This is a genomic window from Streptomyces sp. NBC_01232, from assembly GCF_035989885.1.
Taxonomy (GTDB): Bacteria; Actinomycetota; Actinomycetes; order Streptomycetales; family Streptomycetaceae; genus Streptomyces.
In genome coordinates, this window is record NZ_CP108518.1 from 4,949,148 (window position 1) to 4,966,973 (window position 17,826).

The window sequence follows — 17,826 nt, forward strand, 5'->3', positions numbered from 1 at the left end:
AACCCCCGTTCATCTGTGGAATCACAGTGAGCGGGGGTTCTTCAGTTATCGGCCTTCCGGAGAACAAAAGGGTTGGGCGAGGACGGTGCGACTGCGGCATCCTGGTCCGGTGATCAGCATCAGCAGCCGAAAGGCCCATGCCGCGTAAGGCACCTTCGCAGGTCAGGACGGACCTGCCCGCCCGCACGCCCGCACTCCCCGAGCGCGGGGTCGTCCCAGGGGTCTCCGCCGCCACCCTCGCCGCGATCGCCCGCGTCGAGCACCGCCGGTTCCGGCGCGGGGACACGTACCGGTCCCTGAGGCACTGGCACAGGACCGTGTACCAGCGGGGACCGTGGATCATCTACCCGGCGGCCGACGACGACCACGGCTGCTGCGACTCGGTGGGCTGGTGCCGCGGGACCCTGGAGAGCATCTGCCACCTCCTCCCGCCCCGGGCCCGGCGCCAGTTGCGCGCCGTCATCGACCCGCTCGACGAGCGCTTCCTCGCCCGCACCCTGAACGATCCGTACGCCGCCCCCGACGAACCCTGGTGGCGGCGGCGCCTGACCTACTGACCACGGCCGCAACGTCGGCGGCTCCGGTTCGTTCTCCGGGGGTGAAATGGACATCTGACACGCGCGGGAAGGTCGGCGGCGGGGTGCTCATGGCCCTGCTCGGAGCAGGGATTCCGGCTCTGGTGGGAGCAGCGCTCCACACGGACGTGGGAGCGCCCTACCAGGAGACCCGGCTGTACTTCGGAACCCAACGGACCGACGGAACGAATCCGGTCGAGGAACGCGAGTTCATGCGGTTCCTGGACCGGGAGATCACCCCCGCCTTCCCCGAGGGGCTGACCCTCCACGACGGGTACGGCCAGTGGCGCGGGCAGGACGGCAAGATCGTCCGGGAGACCTCGTACGAGGTGGTCCTGCTGTACCCGGAGAAGGAGGCGGGCGAGCGAAGCACACGCATCGAGCGGATCCGGCAGGCCTACGAGGACCGGTACCAGCAGGACTCGGTCGGCCGGTCCGACGACAAGGTGAACGCCGGCTTCTGAACCGCCGGACGGGCGACGCTGCGGACTCAGTTGCCCGCCACGTCCTTCACGGCCACCTGGACCGGAGTCGAACCGGAGACCAGCTCCAGGGTCAGACCCGCCGTCGCCGGGGTCTCGACCAACTCCGCCAGGACCGCCGCCACGTCGTCGCGCGGGACGGCTCCCCGGCCCGTCTGCACCTCCAGACGGACCAGGCCCGTCCCGGCGTCGTCGATCAGTGAACCGGGGCGCAGGACGGTCCACTCCAGGCCCAGCCGGGTCCGTACGTGGTCATCGGCCTCGCCCTTGGCCCGCAGGTACGCGTCGAAGACCTCGTCGCCCCCGTGGTGCGCGTCCGCGCCCATCGAAGAGACCATCAGGAAGCGCCCTACGCCGGCCCGTTCGGCGGCGTCGGCGAACAGCACGGCCGCGCCACGGTCCACTGTGTCCTTCCGCCCAATCCCGCTGCCGGGGCCCGCACCGGCAGCGAACACCGCCACGTCCGCGCCCTGCAGAATCCCCGCCACATGCTCCACCGAGGCCGATTCCAGATCGCAGAGCACCGGCTCGGCGCCGGCCTGCCTCAGGTCGTCGCCCTGCGCCGGATCGCGGACGATGCCCGCGACCTCGTACCCGCGCGCGGCGAGCAGGCGCTCCAGCCGCAGCGCGATCTGACCGTGTCCACCCGCGATGACGATGCGCATGACCCGACCGTACGACGAGCCGGGCGCCCACGCCCGCGAACGGACGGCGAACTTCAGGGGCCGGGCTCCGTACGGCCCTGCCGGGGCAGGTCCAGGGCCACCGCGACGGCGGAGTCGCAGTACTCGCGTACGGCACTCGTACGGGCTACGACGCGCCCGCGGTGGATGACGATCCGGCTGTAGGCGAGGGACAGCACACCCGCGATCCGGTCCCCGCGCACGGCGAGCAGCTCCGCCGGGAAACCGGCCTCCACCCGGACCTCCGGCAGGCCCATGGCCTCGCGGGCGCAGGCGCTGACGGAGTCGTAGGCCTCGCCCGCCCGGAGGCCGCCCTGGGAGGCCAGCAGGTACGCGGCCTCCAGCGGGTCCCCGCGGCCGACGGGGTTCCCGGCGTCCCGCAGCGCTCCGCTGCCGGCCGCGACGCGCACCCCGGAGGCCCGCAGCAGCCGTACGGGCGCGGTGCGCAGGCCGCGGCGCTCCAGGGCCGCGCAGTCGCCCTGGGGCAGGCAGGTCACCCGTACGCCGGCTGCGGCCAGCTGGTCGGCGGCGCGGGCCGCCGCGTCGAGCGGGAGCCGGGACAGGCCGCCGCAGGGGCCGATGGTCACCCCGGGGCGCAGCCCGCCGGCCATCGCCGCGAGGCGGGAGAGGCGGGCCGGGTCGTCACCGTCCGTGTGCAGATCGACGGGGCAGCCGTGCTCGGCGGCGAGTTCCAGAACGGCTTCGAGGAAGCCTGTCGGATCCGGGTCCAGGTCCGGGCAGCCGCCGATCACGGAGGCGCCCATCTTGACCGCGTCCCGCAGCATGGCGAGCCCGTCCGCGCCCGCCACCCCGGTCAGCAGCCGGGGGACGGCCACGGCGGTGAGGTCGGCGAGCCCGCGCAGGGAGCGGCGGGCCTGGAGGACGGCCTCCATGGGGCCGAGGCCGTGCACGTCGCCGATGCGGACGTGGGAGCGGACCGCGGTGGCGCCGTGGCCGAGCTGGAGCAGGGCGGATTCGGTGGCCCGGCGCTGGACCTCGTCGGGCGTGTAGGAGACGGGCCCCTCGCCGTCGGCGGTCAGTGCGGTGTCCCCGTGGGCGTGCGGCTCGGCGGGGGCGGGCAGCAACAGGTAGCCGGTCAGGTCCACCCGGGACAGCGCGGGGGAGGTGAGGCTGCCCGCGGTGCCGACGGCCTGGATCCGACCGCCGCCGAGGCGCACGTCGACGGTGCGGCCGTCGGTGAGGCGGGCCCCGGCGAGCAGCAGGGTGGTGGCCTCGGCTGCGGCCGCGTTGCCATGGCCGCCACCGCTGCGGGGCGACTGGAACGGCTGCTGCGGCTGGCTGTCGGACATCGCGCTCCTGCGGTGGCTCGGGCGGTTCCTGGAGCCGTGGCCGTGGCCGTCCCTGCAGCCCGCGGCCCGCAGCCCAAGATCACGCAGCGTGCTCAGAGCCTAGGGCGCAGCGCCCGCCGCTTCGCGGAAGAGCGCAATAGTCGTACCGGTGTGGTGCCCGCGCGCCGAGCGCCCGCGCGTGCGCCCCACCGGCCGGCGCGGCTCCGTTCGGCGGGCGCCGGAGTGTGACCCCGCCCACAATCCGACCGAAAAGTGGGTCGGGAGTGATCCGTGGGCTGATCGGGAAGAGCCGGCGAACCCCCTCGGAGCCCTGTCCCCGCAAAGGATTTGGGCGATCGGCAGGCAACCGTGTAATGTCTTCATCGCTCGCCCCAATAGCTCAGTCGGTAGAGCGTCTCCATGGTAAGGAGAAGGTCTGCGGTTCGATTCCGCATTGGGGCTCTGGTGAGAGAGGTTCCCCACCCTCGGGTGGGGAGCTGATCACATCAAAGCGGCGTAGCTCAGTCGGTAGAGCAAGCGGCTCATAATCGCTGTGTCACCGGTTCAAGTCCGGTCGCCGCTACACACAGTAGCCGATTGCGGGGTCGGTCTCCCGGTCGGCTACTCTTGTATGCGTTCATCCGTCCCAATTTCCGTCAAGGAGCACTCACGTGGCTGCCACCGACGTCCGCCCGAAGATCACGCTGGCCTGCGTGGAGTGCAAGGAGCGGAACTACATCACCAAGAAGAACCGGCGTAACAACCCGGACCGTCTTGAGATGAAGAAGCACTGCCCGCGCTGCAACTCGCACACCGCGCACCGCGAGACCCGCTGACCCCAGCGAAGTCTCGAATAACAGGCACCGTCATGAGGTCGTCCCCTTCATTGGGGGGCGGCCTCGTGTCGTTTCCGTGCTCGTTCCTGTCTTTGTTCTTGTGTCATTCGTGTCCCTTCATCAGGAGGTAGTGAGTCATGGCTCTCGACCAGTCCTTCGTGGGGCGGAGCTACCCGCCCACCGATCCGTACGAGGTCGGCCGGGAGAAGATCCGCGAATTCGCGGTTGCGGTGGGTGACACCAATCCCGTCTACATCGATCCCGAAGCCGCGAAGTCGTACGGCTACCCCGATGTGATCGCTCCGCCGACTTTTGTGTTTGCGATCACTTTCAAGGCGGCCGGTCAGGTCGTCGAGGACCCGCAGCTGGGACTGGACTACAGCCGCGTCGTGCACGGTGACCAGAAGTTCGCCTACTCCCGCCCGGTGCGGGCCGGCGACCGGCTGTCGGTGGTCTCCACCATCGAGTCCGTGAAGTCGCTCGCGGGCAATGACGTCATCGACATCCGCGGCGAGGTCCACGACGAGAGCGGCGAACACGTGGTGACGGCGTGGACGAAGCTCGTCTCCCGCGCCCCCGAGGAGGCCTGACATGGCTGCACAGATCCAGTACGCCGACGTCGAGGTCGGCACCGAGCTGCCGGCGGCGTCCTTCCCCGTGACGCGCGCCACGCTCGTCCAGTACGCGGGCGCCTCGGGCGACTTCAACCCGATCCACTGGAACGAGAAGTTCGCCAAGGAGGTCGGACTGCCGGACGTCATCGCGCACGGCATGTTCACCATGGCCGAGGCGATCCGCGTGGTGACCGACTGGGTCGGCGACGCGGGTGCGGTGGTCGAGTACGGCGTGCGCTTCACCAAGCCGGTCGTGGTCCCGAACGACGACCGGGGCGGCCTGATCGAGGTCACCGCGAAGGTCGCCGCGAAGATGGACGACAACCGCGTCCGGGTCGACCTGACGGCCATGAGCGCGGGCCAGAAGGTCCTGGGCATGTCCCGCGCGGTGGTCGAACTCGCCTGAGATCGGATGACGGGTTGACGGGTTGAGAGGTTGTAGGGGCGGGGGCGGCCGGGTGGCGCCTCCGCCCTTTTGTGTGGGTGGGGCCGGCCCGACACGGAGAGACGATGAGACTGACGGGAAACCCCCATACACGTCACTGACTCCCGAGCGCTCGGCTCCCGCCATCCCCCAGCCACCCCGCGCCCCTCAGGCCCCCGCCCCACCACCTCCGCCCCACCCCACCCCTTGACGTAGTTAGTGATTGCGCACTAACTTTGTCTCATGGTCAGGATGAGCGCAGATGAGCGACGTGAGAGCGTCATTCGGGCGGCGATGCACGAGTTTGCCCGGGGTGGCTACTACGGCACCTCCACCGAGGCGATCGCCAAGCGGGTGGGTGTCTCGCAGCCGTATCTGTTCCGCCTCTTCCCCAACAAGCAGGCGATCTTCCTGGCCGCCTCCGAGCGCTGCCTGAGTGACACGCGGGACGTCTTCATCGCCGCCGCCGAAGGATTGAGCGGCGAAGAGGCCCTGCAGGCCATGGCCAACGCGTACACCCGGCTGATCGCCGAGGACCCGGACAAGCTGCAGATGCAGCTCCAGGTGTACGTCACGGTGGCCGCGGCCGAGGCGGCCGGTGATCACGTCTTCGGTGAGACCGTCCGGGCCGGCTGGATGGACCTCTGGGACGCCGTCCACCTGCCGCTGGGGGGTGATGCACACGAGACCACGACCTTCATGGCTCTCGGGATGCTGATCAACACCCTCGCCGCCATGGGCTTCCCGCCCGAGCACCGGGTCTGGGAGGGGCTCTACCCGTCGGCGCGCGCCACGGGTCGCCTGGAGGCGTGAGTGTGCGCGCGATCCGCTCGCGCGCATTTTCATGACCAAGAAAGTTAGTCAGCAATAACTAACAAACCGCAGGGGGAAGCGTGCACACGCAAGAGTCGGACACCAAGCTCCGCGGGCCCGCCGTCTGGGCCCTCATCCTCACCGGCGTGGCCAGCTTCATGGCCGCACTCGACAACCTGGTCGTCACCACCGCCCTCCCCGCCATCCGCGAGGACCTCGGCGGCAAACTGGAGGACCTGGAGTGGACGGTGAACGCGTACACGCTCACCTTCGCGGTCCTCCTCATGTTCGGCGCCGCCCTCGGGGACCGTTTCGGCCGCCGCCGGCTGTTCATCGTCGGCCTCGGCGTCTTCACCGCCGCCTCCGCCGCGGCCGCCCTCTCGCCCGGCATCGACTCGCTCATCGCCGCCCGCGCCGTGCAGGGCGTCGGCGCCGCGATCATGATGCCGCTCACCCTCACCCTGCTCACCGCCGCCGTTCCCGCCGCCCGCCGCGGCATGGCCCTCGGCATCTACGGAGCCGTCACCGGCCTCGCCGTCGCCAGCGGTCCCCTCATCGGCGGCAGCCTCACCGAGCACATCTCCTGGCAGTGGATCTTCTGGATCAACGTGCCGATAGGCCTCGCACTGATCCCGCTCGCCCGCCTGCGCCTCGCCGAGTCCACCGCCCCCGGCGCGCGCCTCGACATCCCGGGCACCCTGCTCATCAGCGGCGGCCTCTTCGGCATCGTCTACGCCCTGGTCAACGCCAACGCCGAGGGCTGGACCAGCGCCCCCGTCCTGACCGGCCTGCTCGTCGGCTCCGCGCTCGTCGGCGGGTTCATCCACCACGGCTTCAACAACGCGAACCCCATGCTCCCCATGCGGCTCTTCCGTGACCGCGGCTTCCTCGGCATCAACCTCGCCAGCCTGCTGATGTTCCTCGGCATGTTCGGCTCGATCTTCCTGCTCAGCCAGTTCCTCCAGGGCGTCGTCGGCTACTCGCCCACCGAGGCGGGCCTGCGCATGCTCCCCTGGACCGGTATGCCGATGATCGTCGCCCCGCTGGCCGGGATCCTCTCCGACCGCATCGGCGGCCGCCCGGTCGTCGCCGCCGGGCTCGCGTTCCAGGCCCTCGGCCTCGGCTGGTTCGCCGCGATCCTGAGCGCGGACGTCTCGTACGCCGCCCAGCTCCCGCCGCTGATCCTCAGCGGGATCGGCATGGCCCTCTACTTCGCCCCCGCCGCCAACGTCCTGATGTCCACCGTCGCCCCGGCCGACCAGGGCAAGGCCTCCGGCACCAACAACGCCCTGCGCGAGGTCGGCGGCGCCCTCGGTGTGGCGGTCCTCGCCTCCGTCTTCTCCGCCCAGGGCGGCTACGAGTCCCCGCAGACCTTCGTCGACGGCACCGTCCCCGCCCTGTGGATCGGCGCCGCCGCGGTCGCCCTCGCCGCCGCGCTGGCCCTGCTGGTGCCCCGTAAGGCCAAGGCCGCGGCCCAGGTCCCCGCGGACCGGAGCGCCACCGTCCCCGAGAAGGTCCCGGCCGCGGGCTGACCCGCCGGCACCACCGCCCCGTACACCCCGCCCGACAGCCGAGGAGCGCTCGCCATGCCCGACATTCCCTGGTCCACGCCCCACCGGGCCGCCCCCGACGCCGAGGTCTACGTCATGGCCTCGCGCTTCGAGACCGCCACCCTCGCCGGCGCCGTCAGGTTCTTCCTCAAGGCGCCCGGCATCATCCAGCAGATCCGCAAGGCCCCCGGCGCCCACGGCGTCGCCCTGCGCGCCCGGGTCCTCGGCCGCACCTTCCTGACCCTCTCCGCATGGGAGGACCGGGACGCCCTCTACCGCTTCGCCCGCAGCGAGCCCCACCGCTCCAGTTCCCGGGCCGCCTCCGCCTACATGAAGGAATCGGCCTTCACCTTCTGGACCGTGCCGGCCCGCGAGCTCCCCCTCGACTGGGCCGAGGCCGAGCGCCGCCTGGCCGAGCAGAAGACGGGCCACTGACCCCGCCGGTACGGGGGACGAGCGAGTACGGTCCGTGGCCCCGCAGGGATGCGAGGGGCACGGACCGTACTCTTGTCCACGTGCAGGAACTCCACGATGCCCCCCTCGCCCCGCTGACCACCTTCCGTCTCGGTGGTCCCGCCGCCCGCCTGGTCACCGCGACCACCGACGCCGAGGTCGTCGCCACCGTGCGCGCCGCGGACGAGAGCGGCACCCCACTCCTGGTCATCGGCGGCGGCAGCAATCTGGTCATCGGCGACGGCGGCTTCGACGGCACCGCCCTGCGCATCGCGACCACCGGCTTCACCCTGGACGGCACCACCCTGGAGCTCGCCGCGGGCGAGAACTGGAGCGATGCCGTCGCCCGCACCGTCGAGGCAGGCCTCGCCGGTGTCGAGTGCCTCGCCGGAATCCCCGGCTCGGCCGGCGCCACCCCGATCCAGAACGTCGGGGCGTACGGCCAGGAGGTCTGCGACACCATCACCGAGGTCGTGGCCTACGACCGCACCACCGGTGAGACGGTCACCCTCAGCGCCGCCGAGTGCGCCTTCCGGTACCGCAACAGCACCTTCAAGGACCAGCCCGACCGCTACGTCGTCCTGCGCGTGCGCTTCGCCCTGGAGGACGCCGGCGGTCTGTCGGCGCCGATCAAGTACCCCGAGACCGCCCGCGCCCTCGGCGTCGAGGCCGGCGACCGGGTCCCCGCCGCCACCGCCCGCGAGACCGTGCTGCGGCTGCGCGCCGGCAAGGGCATGGTCCTCGACCCCGCAGACCACGACACCTGGTCGGCCGGCTCCTTCTTCCACAACCCGATCCTGACCGACGAGGCCTACGCCGCCTTCCTCGCCCGCGTCCAGGACCGCCTCGGCCCCGACACCGCACCGCCCGCCTACCCCGCGGGCGACGGCCGTACGAAGACCAGCGCGGCCTGGCTGATCGACAGGGCCGGATTCACCAAGGGCTACGGCACCGGCCCCGCCCGCATCTCCACCAAGCACACCCTCGCCCTCACCAACCGCGGCGAGGCCACCACCGAGGACCTCCTCACCCTGGCCCGCGAGGTCGTCGCGGGCGTCCACGCGGCCTTCGGCGTCACCCTGGTCAACGAGCCGGTGACGGTCGGCGTCAGCATCTGAGGAGCCCCGGCCGCCCATGCTCTGTCCCCTTCACGGGGCCGGTACGGACCCCACCCGTCTCGTGGGGCGCACGCTCAGCCGAGTCGTCGCGTCCTGGCACGTCAGCGACGGCGAACGCTCCGAGGCGCCCCTCGACGTCTGGCTGATCGACAGCATCGGCGACACCATCCGGATCACCACCGGATCCGACCAGTGCCTCATCGTCGAGTCCGCCACGCCGCACGCCCCCTACGACATGGGGGAGTGGGGCCGCATCGAGGTCGGCGAGGACCTCGGCGACCACCCCTTCCTGCGGCACGTCGGCGAGACCGTCGCCTCGGTCGCCGAGTTCGCGCTGCCCGAGCAGGGCCGCACCCACCTGGAGATCGGCTTTCTGGACGGCGGCCGGGTGCGCGCCGACTGCTATGAGGGGGACCTGCGGCTCACCCGGTGAGCCAGTGGTCGATCCCCGCCAGCAGCTTGGCCTGTACGTCGTCGGGCGCCGCGCTCCCGCGCACGGACTGGCGGGCCAGCTCGGCGAGCTCCGCGTCCGTGAAGGCGTGGTGGCGGCGGGCGATCTCGTACTGGGCCGCGAGCCGGGACCCGAAGAGCAGCGGGTCGTCGGCGCCCAGCGCCATGGGGACCCCGGCCTCGAAGAGGGTGCGCAGCGGGACGTCCTCGGGCCGCTCGTAGACCCCGAGGGCGACGTTCGAGGCCGGGCACACCTCGCAGGTGATCTGCCGGTCGGCGAGCCGCTTGAGCAGCCGGGGATCCTCGGCGGCGCGGACTCCGTGCCCGATCCGGGAGGCGTGCAGGTCGTCGAGGCAGTCGCGGACGGAGGACGGGCCGGTGAGCTCGCCGCCGTGCGGGGCGGCGAGGAGCCCGCCCTCGCGGGCGATGGCGAAGGCGCGGTCGAAGTCGCGGGCCATGCCGCGGCGTTCGTCGTTGGAGAGGCCGAAGCCCACGATGCCGCGGTCGGCGTACCGGACGGCGAGGCGGGCGAGGGTGCGGGCGTCGAGGGGGTGCTTCATGCGGTTGGCGGCGATGAGGACCCGCATGCCGAGGCCGGTCTCGCGGGAGGCGGAGTCGACGGCGTCGAGGATGATCTCGACGGCCGGGATCATGCCGCCGAGGAGGGGGGCGTAGGAGGTGGGATCCACCTGGATCTCCAGCCAGCCGCTGCCGTCCCGTACGTCCTCCTCCGCGGCCTCGCGGACCAGGCGCCGGATGTCGTCGGGCTCGCGCAGGCAGGAGCGGGCGGCGTCGTAGAGCCGCTGGAAGCGGAACCAGCCGCGCTCGTCAGTGGCGCGGAGCTTGGGCGGCTCGCCGGCGGTGAGGGCGTCGGGCAGGCGCACGCCGTACTTGTCGGCGAGCTCCAGCAGGGTCGATGGCCTCATCGACCCGGTGAAGTGCAGGTGGAGGTGGGCCTTGGGCAGAAGCGTGAGATCGCGTGCGTGCTCCATCTGGTGATCCTGCCGTACCGCTGCGCTCGGCGGGAGGGGGTTTTACCGATCGGGGGCTTGCGCGAACGGGTGAACGGGGTGCGGATCCGCTGCGCGGGGGCCTTCCGGGCGCCGCCCGGACCCGCGCCTCAATCGCCGGCGAGGCTGAAAAGATCGGGGCTCCGCCCCGGACCCCGCGCCTCAAACGCCGGCGGGGCTGGAAGTGGCCCGGCGGGGCTGGAAGTGGCCCGGCGGGGCCGAAACGCCTGGGCGGCGGCACCCTCAGGGGTGCCGCCGCCCAGGTCGTGCCGCCGGCCGCGTCAGGCCTAGGCCTTGGCCTCGGCCAGGAGCTTCTGGACGCGGGACACGCCCTCCACCAGGTCCTCGTCGCCCAGGGCGTAGGACAGGCGCAGGTAGCCGGGGGTGCCGAAGGCCTCGCCCGGGACGACCGCGACCTCGACCTCGTCCAGGATCAGGGCGGCGAGCTCGACGGAGGTCTGCGGGCGCTTGCCGCGGATCTCCTTGCCGAGCAGCTCCTTGACCGACGGGTACGCGTAGAACGCGCCCTCGGGGGTGGGGCAGAAGACGCCGTCGATCTCGTTCAGCATCTTGACCATGGTCTGGCGGCGGCGGTCGAAGGCCTTCCGCATCTCCGCGACCGCGTCCAGGTTGCCGGAGACGGCGGCCAGTGCCGCGACCTGTGCCACGTTGGAGACGTTGGAGGTGGCGTGCGACTGGAGGTTGGTCGCGGCCTTGATGACGTCCTGCGGGGCGATGATCCAGCCCACGCGCCAGCCGGTCATGGCGTACGTCTTGGCGACGCCGTTGACGACGATGCACTTGTCGCGCAGGGCGGGGACGAGGACGGGCAGCGAGGTGAACTTCGCGTCGCCGTAGACCAGGTGCTCGTAGATCTCGTCGGTCATCACCCACAGGCCGTGCTCGGCGGCCCACTCGCCGATCGCGCGGGCGTCGGCCTCGCTGTAGACGGCGCCGGTCGGGTTGGACGGGGAGACGAACAGGACGACCTTGGTGCGCTCGGTGCGCGCGGCCTCCAGCTGCTCGACGGAGACCCGGTAGCCGGTGGTCTCGTCGGCGACGACCTCGACCGGGACACCGCCGGCGAGACGGATCGACTCCGGGTAGGTGGTCCAGTACGGAGCCGGGACGATGACCTCGTCACCCGGGTCCAGGATGGCCGCGAAGGCCTCGTAGATGGCCTGCTTGCCGCCGTTGGTCACCAGGATCTGCGAGGCCTCGACCTCGTAGCCGGAGTCGCGCAGCGTCTTGGCGGCGATCGCGGCCTTGAGCTCGGGCAGACCGCCGGCCGGGGTGTAGCGGTGGTACTTGGGGTTGCGGCAGGCCTCGACCGCGGCCTCGACGATGTAGTCCGGGGTCGGGAAGTCGGGCTCGCCGGCACCGAAGCCGATCACCGGGCGCCCGGCGGCCTTGAGGGCCTTGGCCTTGGCGTCCACGGCGAGGGTGGCGGACTCGGAAATGGCGCCGATACGGGCGGACACCCGGCGCTCGGAGGAAGGCGTTGCAGAGGTCATACGAGCAATCGTCCCAGACGGCAAAGAAGCCCCGCACACCGTTTCAGTCAACGGACGGCCGTATGTCAGGAAGGGCGCTGTTCGACGTCAGGGCCCGGTTCACGTACACTCACCTGTCGTTGGACCTCAGCAGCCGCTGCAGAGCGCGAGCACTCCGTGCACTCGCTCGGATGCGGTAGGTTGGGGGACGCAAAGGGTCGTAGCTCAATTGGTAGAGCACTGGTCTCCAAAACCAGCGGTTGGGGGTTCGAGTCCCTCCGGCCCTGCTCCACACTCCATCTCGGACGTGTGTGCGCAGGTACGTACTTAGATGCAACGCCGTGCGGCGCAACCGGGCGCGGTACGGCCACGACCCGGATTCAGGTGAGAGACGTGACGGACGCCCTGGGCTCCATCGACATGCCTGACGCCGAGGACGAGACGCGCGAGAAGAAGGCCCGCAAGGGCGGCAAGCGCGGCAAGAAGGGTCCTCTGGGCCGGCTCGCGCTTTTCTACCGCCAGATTGTCGCGGAACTCCGCAAGGTTGTCTGGCCGACTCGCAACCAGCTCACGACGTACACCACCGTGGTGATTGTCTTCGTGGTCATCATGATCGGTCTGGTGACCGTGATTGACTTTGGGTTCGAAAAAGCCATCAAGTTCGTCTTCGGCTGATCCCGCGGGGGGCGGCGCCTTGATGGTGTCGCCCGTTTTCGCATGTTCCACCACCTTTTGTATCCAGGAAGAAGCAGCCACCGTGTCTGACCCGAACCTGAACGCGAGCCCCGACTCCGTCGAGTCCGTCGAGGACGCGCTCGACATCGTCGAGGCGGCGGACGCGGACCGCGACGAAGTCGAGCTCGCCGACGAAGCCGAGGCGGGTGTCGCCGCCGAAGAGGCCGCGCTGCACGTCGAGTCCGACGAGGACGAGGCTGACGCCGAGATCGAGGACGACGCAGAGGTCGAAGAGGCTGCTGACGACGCCGAGGCCGACGAGGAAGAGGCCGAAGAGGCCGCCCCGGCCGAGCCCGTCGACCCCATCCAGGCCCTGCGCGAGGAGCTGCGCCTCCTCCCCGGCGAGTGGTACGTGATCCACACCTACGCCGGCTACGAGAAGCGCGTGAAGGCGAACCTGGAGCAGCGTGCCGTCTCGCTGAACGTCGAGGAGTTCATCTACCAGGCCGAGGTGCCCGAGGAAGAGATCGTCCAGATCAAGAACGGCGAGCGCAAGAACGTCCGGCAGAACAAGCTGCCCGGTTACGTTCTCGTCCGCATGGATCTGACGAACGAGTCCTGGGGCGTCGTCCGCAACACGCCCGGCGTCACCGGCTTCGTCGGCAACGCGTACGACCCGTACCCGCTGACCCTGGACGAGATCGTCAAGATGCTCGCCCCGGAGGCGCAGGAGAAGGCCGCCAAGGCCGCCGCGGAAGAGGCCGGTCTGCCCGCGCCCGCCGTCAAGCGCACCATCGAGGTCCTGGACTTCGAGGTCGGCGACTCGGTCACCGTCACCGACGGCCCGTTCGCGACGCTGCAGGCGACCATCAACGAGATCAACCCCGACTCGAAGAAGGTCAAGGGCCTCGTCGAGATCTTCGGCCGCGAGACCCCGGTCGAGCTCAGCTTCGACCAGATCCAGAAGAACTGAATCTTCTGAGCGACAGCTTCCGGACAGGTCAGATCGCCCAGTGAAGGGCGGTCTGACCTGCTCGGTTTTTGGCCCCGCACCGATACCCGTTATCGTGGTGCGGTATGCCTCCATCCGGATGACCGGATCGGCGGCTGAAAACTCTCACTAGGACCCGGAGAGAGCAATGCCTCCCAAGAAGAAGAAGATCACGGGGCTTATCAAGCTCCAGATCAAGGCCGGTGCGGCCAACCCGGCTCCGCCGGTCGGCCCCGCGCTCGGTCAGCACGGCGTCAACATCATGGAGTTCTGCAAGGCCTACAACGCCGCGACCGAGTCGCAGCGTGGCATGGTCGTGCCGGTGGAGATCACGGTCTACGACGACCGTTCCTTCACCTTCATCACCAAGACTCCGCCGGCCGCGCGCCTCATCCTGAAGCACGCGGGCATCGAGAAGGGCTCCGGCGAGCCCCACAAGACCAAGGTCGCCAAGCTCACGGCTGCCCAGGTCAAGGAGATCGCCGAGCTGAAGATGCCCGACCTGAACGCCAACGACATCGACGCCGCCGTCAAGATCATTGCCGGCACCGCGCGTTCGATGGGCGTCACCGTCGAAGGCTGATCCAGCCACCCCCAGCACCATCAGTGGTAGGACCAAGCGCTGGTCCGCACCACGACTCCATGCCTGAAGCCAAAACACAGGAGCAGAAGTGAAGCGCAGCAAGACTCTCCGCGCTGCGGACGCCAAGGTCGACCGGGAGAAGCTGTACGCCCCGCTCGAGGCCGTCCGTCTCGCCAAGGAGACCTCCACGACCAAGTTCGACAGCACCGTCGAGATCGCCTTCCGCCTGGGTGTCGACCCGCGCAAGGCCGACCAGATGGTCCGCGGCACCGTGAACCTCCCGCACGGCACCGGCAAGACCGCCCGGGTCCTGGTCTTCGCGACCGGTGACCGTGCTGCGGCCGCGGAAGCCGCCGGCGCCGACATCGTCGGCGATGACGAGCTGATCAACGAGATCGCCAAGGGCAACCGCCTGAACGAGTTCGACGCCGTTGTGGCCACCCCGGACCTCATGGGCAAGGTCGGCCGCCTCGGCCGCGTGCTCGGTCCCCGTGGCCTCATGCCGAACCCGAAGACCGGCACCGTCACGATGGACGTCGCGAAGGCTGTCACCGAGATCAAGGGTGGCAAGATCGAGTTCCGCGTCGACAAGCACTCGAACCTGCACTTCATCATCGGCAAGGTCTCCTTCTCCGATGAGCAGCTGGTCGAGAACTACGGCGCGGCGCTGGACGAGATCCTTCGTCTGAAGCCGTCCGCCGCGAAGGGCCGCTACATCAAGAAGGCCGCCCTGAGCACCACGATGGGCCCCGGCATCCAGCTGGACTCCAACCGCACCCGGAACCTCCTCGTCGAGGAAGACCCGGCTGCTGTCTGATCGGGGTGAGCCCGACGGCTCACTGATCGGCTGAACGGGCCCCTCGCCCCCTTCACAGGGTGGCGGGGGGCCCGTTTCCGTGTCGAGGGCCACATATCCCTTGACCGGGGCGATAAGGGCGCGCGTCGCGGCCGGTGGGGAACGTAGGGTCGCCCCTGGACCAAGTGATCTATCAAGGGGTGGGGATGCGCGTGTCCGCGTACCGGAGGAAGACCATCGGCGCCGCGCTGGCCGCCGTACTGCTCGTGGGCGGAGCCACGGCGTGCGAGAACGGCGGGAAGGACGGCGGGGGCAAGGCCGCGGCCCCGGGGGCGTCCGCGCAGCCGGAGCGGCCCGTGGCGGGCGGATCCGCCGCCGAGGCGCTCACGGCCGCGTACAAGAAGACCTCCGCGGCCAAGTCGGCCAAGATCCGCATGACCATGTCGATGCCTGCATCGGCGGGCGCCGGCGGAACCATGGAGATGACCGGCACCCAGGGCTGGAACCCGCAGGTCATGGACATCACCGTGAAGGGCGCGCCGACCCTGGGGGCCGGCAGCGAGTCCATGCGCATGATCATGTCGAACAACGTCATGTTCATGGAGGTGCCGAAGGACTCCCCGATGGCCGACGGCCTGGACGGCAAGCGCTGGATGAAGCTCGACATCACCGCCGCGGCGCAGGCTTCCGGCGACGCCGAGGCGATGAAGAAGCTCAGCGGCATGAACGCCATGGACGGCAACCAGGACCCGGCCAAGCAGCTCGCCCTGCTGCTCAGCTCGCCGAACGTGAAGCACCTCGGGGCCGAGAAGGTCGAGGGCACGGACGCCGAGCACTACAAGGGCACCTTGTCCTTCGAGGAGATGCTCGCTGCGAACGAGCCCTCCAAGGTGCTCTCGGAGGCCGAGCGCGCCGCGCTCGTGGAGGCCACGAAGAAGGCCGGCATCAAGGGCTACGACATGGACGTCTGGGTCAACAAGGACGGCTACCCGGTCCGGATGAAGGTCGCCATCGGGACGCCCCAGGGGACCATGAACATGGACGCCCACTACTCGGACTACGGCTCCGCGGCCACCGTCGCGACCCCGCCGGAGAACGAGACCTTCGACCTCTTCGCGATGCTCAAGGAGCTGGGCAAGACCGGCGCGGGGGCCTGACCGTCCCGCGCGCCCGGAGGAGCCGTACGCAGTGCGGCACCCGCACGTCAGCAACACAGATCCACCCATGGGGGAGAACCGGATGCACAACGCTGTCCTGACCCGAGCCGGTATCGCGGCGGCGGGCACCGCACTGCTCGTGGGGGGCCTGACGGCCTGCGGCGGCGACAAGGCAGGCGAGGGCGCCGCACAGGCCGAGGGGGGCAGGACCGCGGACGCGGAGGCGCATTCCCCCGTGGAGGCGGTGAAGGCGTCCTACCTGAAGACGGTGGCCGCCAAGTTCGCCAAGGCGGAGCTGTCCATCGTCGGGTCCGACGGCAGGACCAAGGGCCAGTCCGGCTCGAAGGGCTGGTACCCGGCCGGCCACGACCTGACCCTCAAGAGCGAGAAGCCCGACACCCGCTCGGTCATGATCGGCGACGTGATCTACAGCCAGCTGCGCGAGCCGGTCGAGGGCAAGAGCTGGATGAGCATGGACCTGGCCAAGGACGGCAAGCCGGGGGTCCGGCTCAACGACGACCCTGCCGAGTACCTCGCCATGCTGCTGGGCCAGGAGAAGCTCACGCACGTCGGCCCGGAGAAGACCGCCGACGGCATCGACGCCGAGCACTACAGGGGCAGCCTCACCAACGAGGACCTGATCAAGGCGGACGAGTCCACCAAGGCCATGTCGGAGGCGAACCGCCAGTACCTCCGCGAGGCCGTGAAGCACATCACGGCCTTCGAGGTGGACCTGTGGATCGGCAAGGACGGCTACCCCGTGCGCGCGGACACCGTGAGCACGGACGCCAAGGGCACGACGAGGACCACGGCGAAGTTCTCCGACTTCGGCGCGGTGGCCCCGGTCCAGGCCCCGCCGGCCGATCAGGTCATCTCCTTCGACGACCTGATGAAGGAGACCGACCGGAAGCTCAAGGAGGCCGACAAGACGCTCCGGGACGCCGGACTGGGCGGCCTGGACCTCGACTCCTGAGGCGATTTGCCTCGGCTGCACCCCTTCACGTAGTCTTCCCCAGAAGCCAAAGACCGCTGGTCGTTGCCGTGCCTGCAAGGGTGCGGTGGCCGAAGGATCCGCTGAATGCGGACGACCCGCGTAGGTGACTGTGGAAGGTTCCCGGAATTCGTTCCGGTTGAGCCACGCCCTGGCGCCTGCGCCGGGGCGTTTCTTATTTCAGCCCCTTCTGAGCGGTCCTCATCACCCGGAAGGAGGCGAACGCACCATGCCGACGCCCAACAAGGCTGCATCGGTAGCCGAGCTCAAGGACGCGTTCCAGAGCTCGAACGCCGCCGTGCTGACCGAGTACCGGGGTCTCACCGTCGCGCAGCTCAAGACGCTGCGTCGCTCCCTTGGTGAGAACGCCCAGTACGCCGTGGTGAAGAACACGCTGACCAAGATTGCGGCCAACCAGGCCGGGATCACCGCGCTGGACGAGCACTTCGCTGGTCCGACCGCGGTCGCCTTCATCACCGGTGACCCGGTGGAGTCGGCGAAGAGCCTGCGTGACTTCGCCAAGGAAAACCCCAACCTCATCATCAAGGCGGGTGTCCTTGATGGTAAGGCGCTCACCGCCGATGAGATCAAGAAGCTTGCGGACCTCGAGTCCCGCGAGGTTCTGCTCAGCAAGCTGGCCGGCGCGTTCAAGGGCAAGCAGTCTCAGGCTGCCTCGCTCTTCCAGGCGCTGCCGTCGAAGTTCGTCCGCACCGCGGAAGCGCTTCGCGTCAAGCTCGCCGAGCAGGGCGGTGCCGAGTAATTCGGCTCGCGCACTGATCCACGCCGCCTAGTGCGTGGGTCGTAGCGGGCCGTTACGCCCGCCTCTATATACATCCGGCACCT

At 69.9% G+C, this 17,826-nt stretch carries 21 protein-coding genes and 3 tRNA genes; 20 read left to right on the forward strand and 4 right to left on the reverse strand.

Going from position 1 to position 17,826, the window contains the following annotated elements; all coding sequences use genetic code 11:
* Positions 1 to 137: 137 nt before the first annotated feature.
* Both OG444_RS22955 and OG444_RS22960 read left to right on the forward strand, forming a co-directional pair.
* Complete coding sequence (locus OG444_RS22955) at positions 138 to 557, forward strand: hypothetical protein (protein ID WP_327263959.1); 420 nt, start codon at positions 138 to 140, stop codon at positions 555 to 557.
* Between the two features lie 41 nt (positions 558 to 598).
* On the forward strand, positions 599 to 1,039 hold the full coding sequence (locus OG444_RS22960) for a DUF3574 domain-containing protein (protein WP_327263960.1): 441 nt from the start codon (positions 599 to 601) through the stop codon (positions 1,037 to 1,039).
* Between the two features lie 26 nt (positions 1,040 to 1,065).
* Here OG444_RS22960 and OG444_RS22965 read toward each other — a convergent pair whose 3' ends face one another.
* Both OG444_RS22965 and OG444_RS22970 read right to left on the reverse strand, forming a co-directional pair.
* The gene (locus tag OG444_RS22965; RefSeq protein WP_327263961.1) at positions 1,066 to 1,722 is read right to left on the reverse strand and encodes an SDR family oxidoreductase; all 657 of its coding nucleotides are present in this window, start codon (positions 1,720 to 1,722) and stop codon (positions 1,066 to 1,068) included.
* Between the two features lie 53 nt (positions 1,723 to 1,775).
* Positions 1,776 to 3,050, reverse strand: coding sequence for an amidohydrolase family protein (locus OG444_RS22970; protein WP_327263962.1), 1,275 nt, complete (start codon positions 3,048 to 3,050; stop codon positions 1,776 to 1,778).
* A gap of 368 nt (positions 3,051 to 3,418) precedes the next feature.
* Between OG444_RS22970 and OG444_RS22975 the strand changes: the two genes are divergently transcribed.
* The 10 genes from OG444_RS22975 (at position 3,419) to OG444_RS23020 (ending at position 9,270) form a co-directional block, all read left to right on the forward strand.
* Positions 3,419 to 3,491, forward strand: a tRNA-Thr gene (locus tag OG444_RS22975).
* A 48-nt stretch (positions 3,492 to 3,539) separates the two neighbouring features.
* Positions 3,540 to 3,612, forward strand: a tRNA-Met gene (locus tag OG444_RS22980).
* 88 nt (positions 3,613 to 3,700) lie between these two features.
* Positions 3,701 to 3,865, forward strand: coding sequence for a 50S ribosomal protein L33 (rpmG, locus tag OG444_RS22985; RefSeq protein WP_003956487.1), 165 nt, complete (start codon positions 3,701 to 3,703; stop codon positions 3,863 to 3,865).
* 137 nt (positions 3,866 to 4,002) lie between these two features.
* A complete protein-coding gene (locus tag OG444_RS22990) occupies positions 4,003 to 4,455 on the forward strand; it encodes a MaoC family dehydratase N-terminal domain-containing protein (RefSeq protein ID WP_327263963.1) in 453 nt (150 codons plus the stop codon).
* A gap of 1 nt (position 4,456) precedes the next feature.
* Positions 4,457 to 4,885, forward strand: a complete 429-nt coding sequence (locus tag OG444_RS22995; protein WP_327263964.1) for a MaoC family dehydratase — start codon at positions 4,457 to 4,459, stop codon at positions 4,883 to 4,885.
* A gap of 261 nt (positions 4,886 to 5,146) precedes the next feature.
* On the forward strand, positions 5,147 to 5,716 hold the full coding sequence (locus tag OG444_RS23000; protein WP_327263965.1) for a TetR/AcrR family transcriptional regulator: 570 nt from the start codon (positions 5,147 to 5,149) through the stop codon (positions 5,714 to 5,716).
* Between the two features lie 158 nt (positions 5,717 to 5,874).
* Complete coding sequence (locus tag OG444_RS23005) at positions 5,875 to 7,248, forward strand: MFS transporter (RefSeq protein WP_405792798.1); 1,374 nt, start codon at positions 5,875 to 5,877, stop codon at positions 7,246 to 7,248.
* A 54-nt stretch (positions 7,249 to 7,302) separates the two neighbouring features.
* Positions 7,303 to 7,701 carry a DUF3291 domain-containing protein gene (locus OG444_RS23010; RefSeq protein ID WP_327263967.1) on the forward strand — a complete coding sequence of 133 codons (399 nt, stop codon included), beginning with the start codon at positions 7,303 to 7,305 and terminating at the stop codon, positions 7,699 to 7,701.
* On the forward strand, positions 7,698 to 8,837 hold the full coding sequence (locus tag OG444_RS23015) for a UDP-N-acetylmuramate dehydrogenase (RefSeq protein ID WP_327266894.1): 1,140 nt from the start codon (positions 7,698 to 7,700) through the stop codon (positions 8,835 to 8,837). Before OG444_RS23010 ends, OG444_RS23015 begins: the two co-directional genes overlap by 4 nt.
* Positions 8,838 to 8,853: 16 nt before the next feature.
* Entirely contained in the window at positions 8,854 to 9,270 is a 417-nt protein-coding gene (locus OG444_RS23020) for a hypothetical protein (RefSeq protein ID WP_327263968.1), read from the forward strand.
* Here OG444_RS23020 and OG444_RS23025 read toward each other — a convergent pair.
* Positions 9,260 to 10,279 (reverse strand): adenosine deaminase, encoded by a 1,020-nt coding sequence (locus OG444_RS23025; protein ID WP_327263969.1) that lies wholly within the window; start codon positions 10,277 to 10,279, stop codon positions 9,260 to 9,262. The two genes, OG444_RS23020 and OG444_RS23025, sit on opposite strands and share 11 nt — an antisense overlap.
* A 305-nt stretch (positions 10,280 to 10,584) precedes the next feature.
* Positions 10,585 to 11,811: a pyridoxal phosphate-dependent aminotransferase gene (locus tag OG444_RS23030; protein ID WP_327263970.1), complete on the reverse strand. Its 1,227-nt coding sequence runs from the start codon at positions 11,809 to 11,811 to the stop codon at positions 10,585 to 10,587.
* A gap of 193 nt (positions 11,812 to 12,004) precedes the next feature.
* On the opposite strand from OG444_RS23030, the gene OG444_RS23035 reads away from it, so the two are divergent.
* The 8 genes from OG444_RS23035 to rplJ all read left to right on the forward strand — a co-directional run bounded on the left by OG444_RS23035 (position 12,005) and on the right by rplJ (position 17,743).
* Positions 12,005 to 12,077, forward strand: a tRNA-Trp gene (locus tag OG444_RS23035).
* A gap of 106 nt (positions 12,078 to 12,183) precedes the next feature.
* Positions 12,184 to 12,465, forward strand: a complete 282-nt coding sequence (secE, locus tag OG444_RS23040; protein WP_030388883.1) for a preprotein translocase subunit SecE — start codon at positions 12,184 to 12,186, stop codon at positions 12,463 to 12,465.
* An 82-nt stretch (positions 12,466 to 12,547) separates the two neighbouring features.
* Positions 12,548 to 13,438 (forward strand): transcription termination/antitermination protein NusG, encoded by an 891-nt coding sequence (gene nusG / locus OG444_RS23045; RefSeq protein ID WP_327263971.1) that lies wholly within the window; start codon positions 12,548 to 12,550, stop codon positions 13,436 to 13,438.
* Positions 13,439 to 13,604: 166 nt separating this feature from the next.
* Positions 13,605 to 14,039 carry a 50S ribosomal protein L11 gene (gene rplK, locus OG444_RS23050; protein ID WP_327263972.1) on the forward strand — a complete coding sequence of 145 codons (435 nt, stop codon included), beginning with the start codon at positions 13,605 to 13,607 and terminating at the stop codon, positions 14,037 to 14,039.
* Positions 14,040 to 14,127: 88 nt separating this feature from the next.
* Positions 14,128 to 14,856, forward strand: coding sequence for a 50S ribosomal protein L1 (gene rplA, locus OG444_RS23055; RefSeq protein WP_031147455.1), 729 nt, complete (start codon positions 14,128 to 14,130; stop codon positions 14,854 to 14,856).
* A 185-nt stretch (positions 14,857 to 15,041) separates the two neighbouring features.
* Positions 15,042 to 15,992 carry a hypothetical protein gene (locus tag OG444_RS23060; RefSeq protein ID WP_327263973.1) on the forward strand — a complete coding sequence of 317 codons (951 nt, stop codon included), beginning with the start codon at positions 15,042 to 15,044 and terminating at the stop codon, positions 15,990 to 15,992.
* Positions 15,993 to 16,074: 82 nt separating this feature from the next.
* Positions 16,075 to 16,965 (forward strand): hypothetical protein, encoded by an 891-nt coding sequence (locus OG444_RS23065; RefSeq protein WP_327263974.1) that lies wholly within the window; start codon positions 16,075 to 16,077, stop codon positions 16,963 to 16,965.
* A 247-nt stretch (positions 16,966 to 17,212) separates the two neighbouring features.
* Positions 17,213 to 17,743, forward strand: coding sequence for a 50S ribosomal protein L10 (gene rplJ / locus OG444_RS23070; protein ID WP_099889951.1), 531 nt, complete (start codon positions 17,213 to 17,215; stop codon positions 17,741 to 17,743).
* The last annotated feature ends 83 nt before the right edge of the window (positions 17,744 to 17,826 follow it).

Bases quoted from the DNA above. Each gene is read 5' to 3' on its own strand.
- OG444_RS23060 (WP_327263973.1), top strand. From the start codon at position 15,042: ATGCGCGTGTCCGCGTACCGGAGGAAGACCATCGGCGCCGCGCTGGCC.
- rplJ (WP_099889951.1), top strand. From the start codon at position 17,213: ATGCCGACGCCCAACAAGGCTGCATCGGTAGCCGAGCTCAAGGACGCG.
- OG444_RS23025 (WP_327263969.1), bottom strand. From the start codon at position 10,279: ATGGAGCACGCACGCGATCTCACGCTTCTGCCCAAGGCCCACCTCCAC.
- OG444_RS22990 (WP_327263963.1), top strand. From the start codon at position 4,003: ATGGCTCTCGACCAGTCCTTCGTGGGGCGGAGCTACCCGCCCACCGAT.
- OG444_RS23065 (WP_327263974.1), top strand. From the start codon at position 16,075: ATGCACAACGCTGTCCTGACCCGAGCCGGTATCGCGGCGGCGGGCACC.
- OG444_RS22955 (WP_327263959.1), top strand. From the start codon at position 138: ATGCCGCGTAAGGCACCTTCGCAGGTCAGGACGGACCTGCCCGCCCGC.
- OG444_RS23010 (WP_327263967.1), top strand. From the start codon at position 7,303: ATGCCCGACATTCCCTGGTCCACGCCCCACCGGGCCGCCCCCGACGCC.
- OG444_RS23000 (WP_327263965.1), top strand. From the start codon at position 5,147: ATGGTCAGGATGAGCGCAGATGAGCGACGTGAGAGCGTCATTCGGGCG.
- OG444_RS22970 (WP_327263962.1), bottom strand. From the start codon at position 3,050: ATGTCCGACAGCCAGCCGCAGCAGCCGTTCCAGTCGCCCCGCAGCGGT.
- rplK (WP_327263972.1), top strand. From the start codon at position 13,605: ATGCCTCCCAAGAAGAAGAAGATCACGGGGCTTATCAAGCTCCAGATC.
- OG444_RS22995 (WP_327263964.1), top strand. From the start codon at position 4,457: ATGGCTGCACAGATCCAGTACGCCGACGTCGAGGTCGGCACCGAGCTG.
- OG444_RS23020 (WP_327263968.1), top strand. From the start codon at position 8,854: ATGCTCTGTCCCCTTCACGGGGCCGGTACGGACCCCACCCGTCTCGTG.
- OG444_RS22965 (WP_327263961.1), bottom strand. From the start codon at position 1,722: ATGCGCATCGTCATCGCGGGTGGACACGGTCAGATCGCGCTGCGGCTG.
- OG444_RS23030 (WP_327263970.1), bottom strand. From the start codon at position 11,811: ATGACCTCTGCAACGCCTTCCTCCGAGCGCCGGGTGTCCGCCCGTATC.
- OG444_RS23005 (WP_405792798.1), top strand. From the start codon at position 5,875: ATGGCCGCACTCGACAACCTGGTCGTCACCACCGCCCTCCCCGCCATC.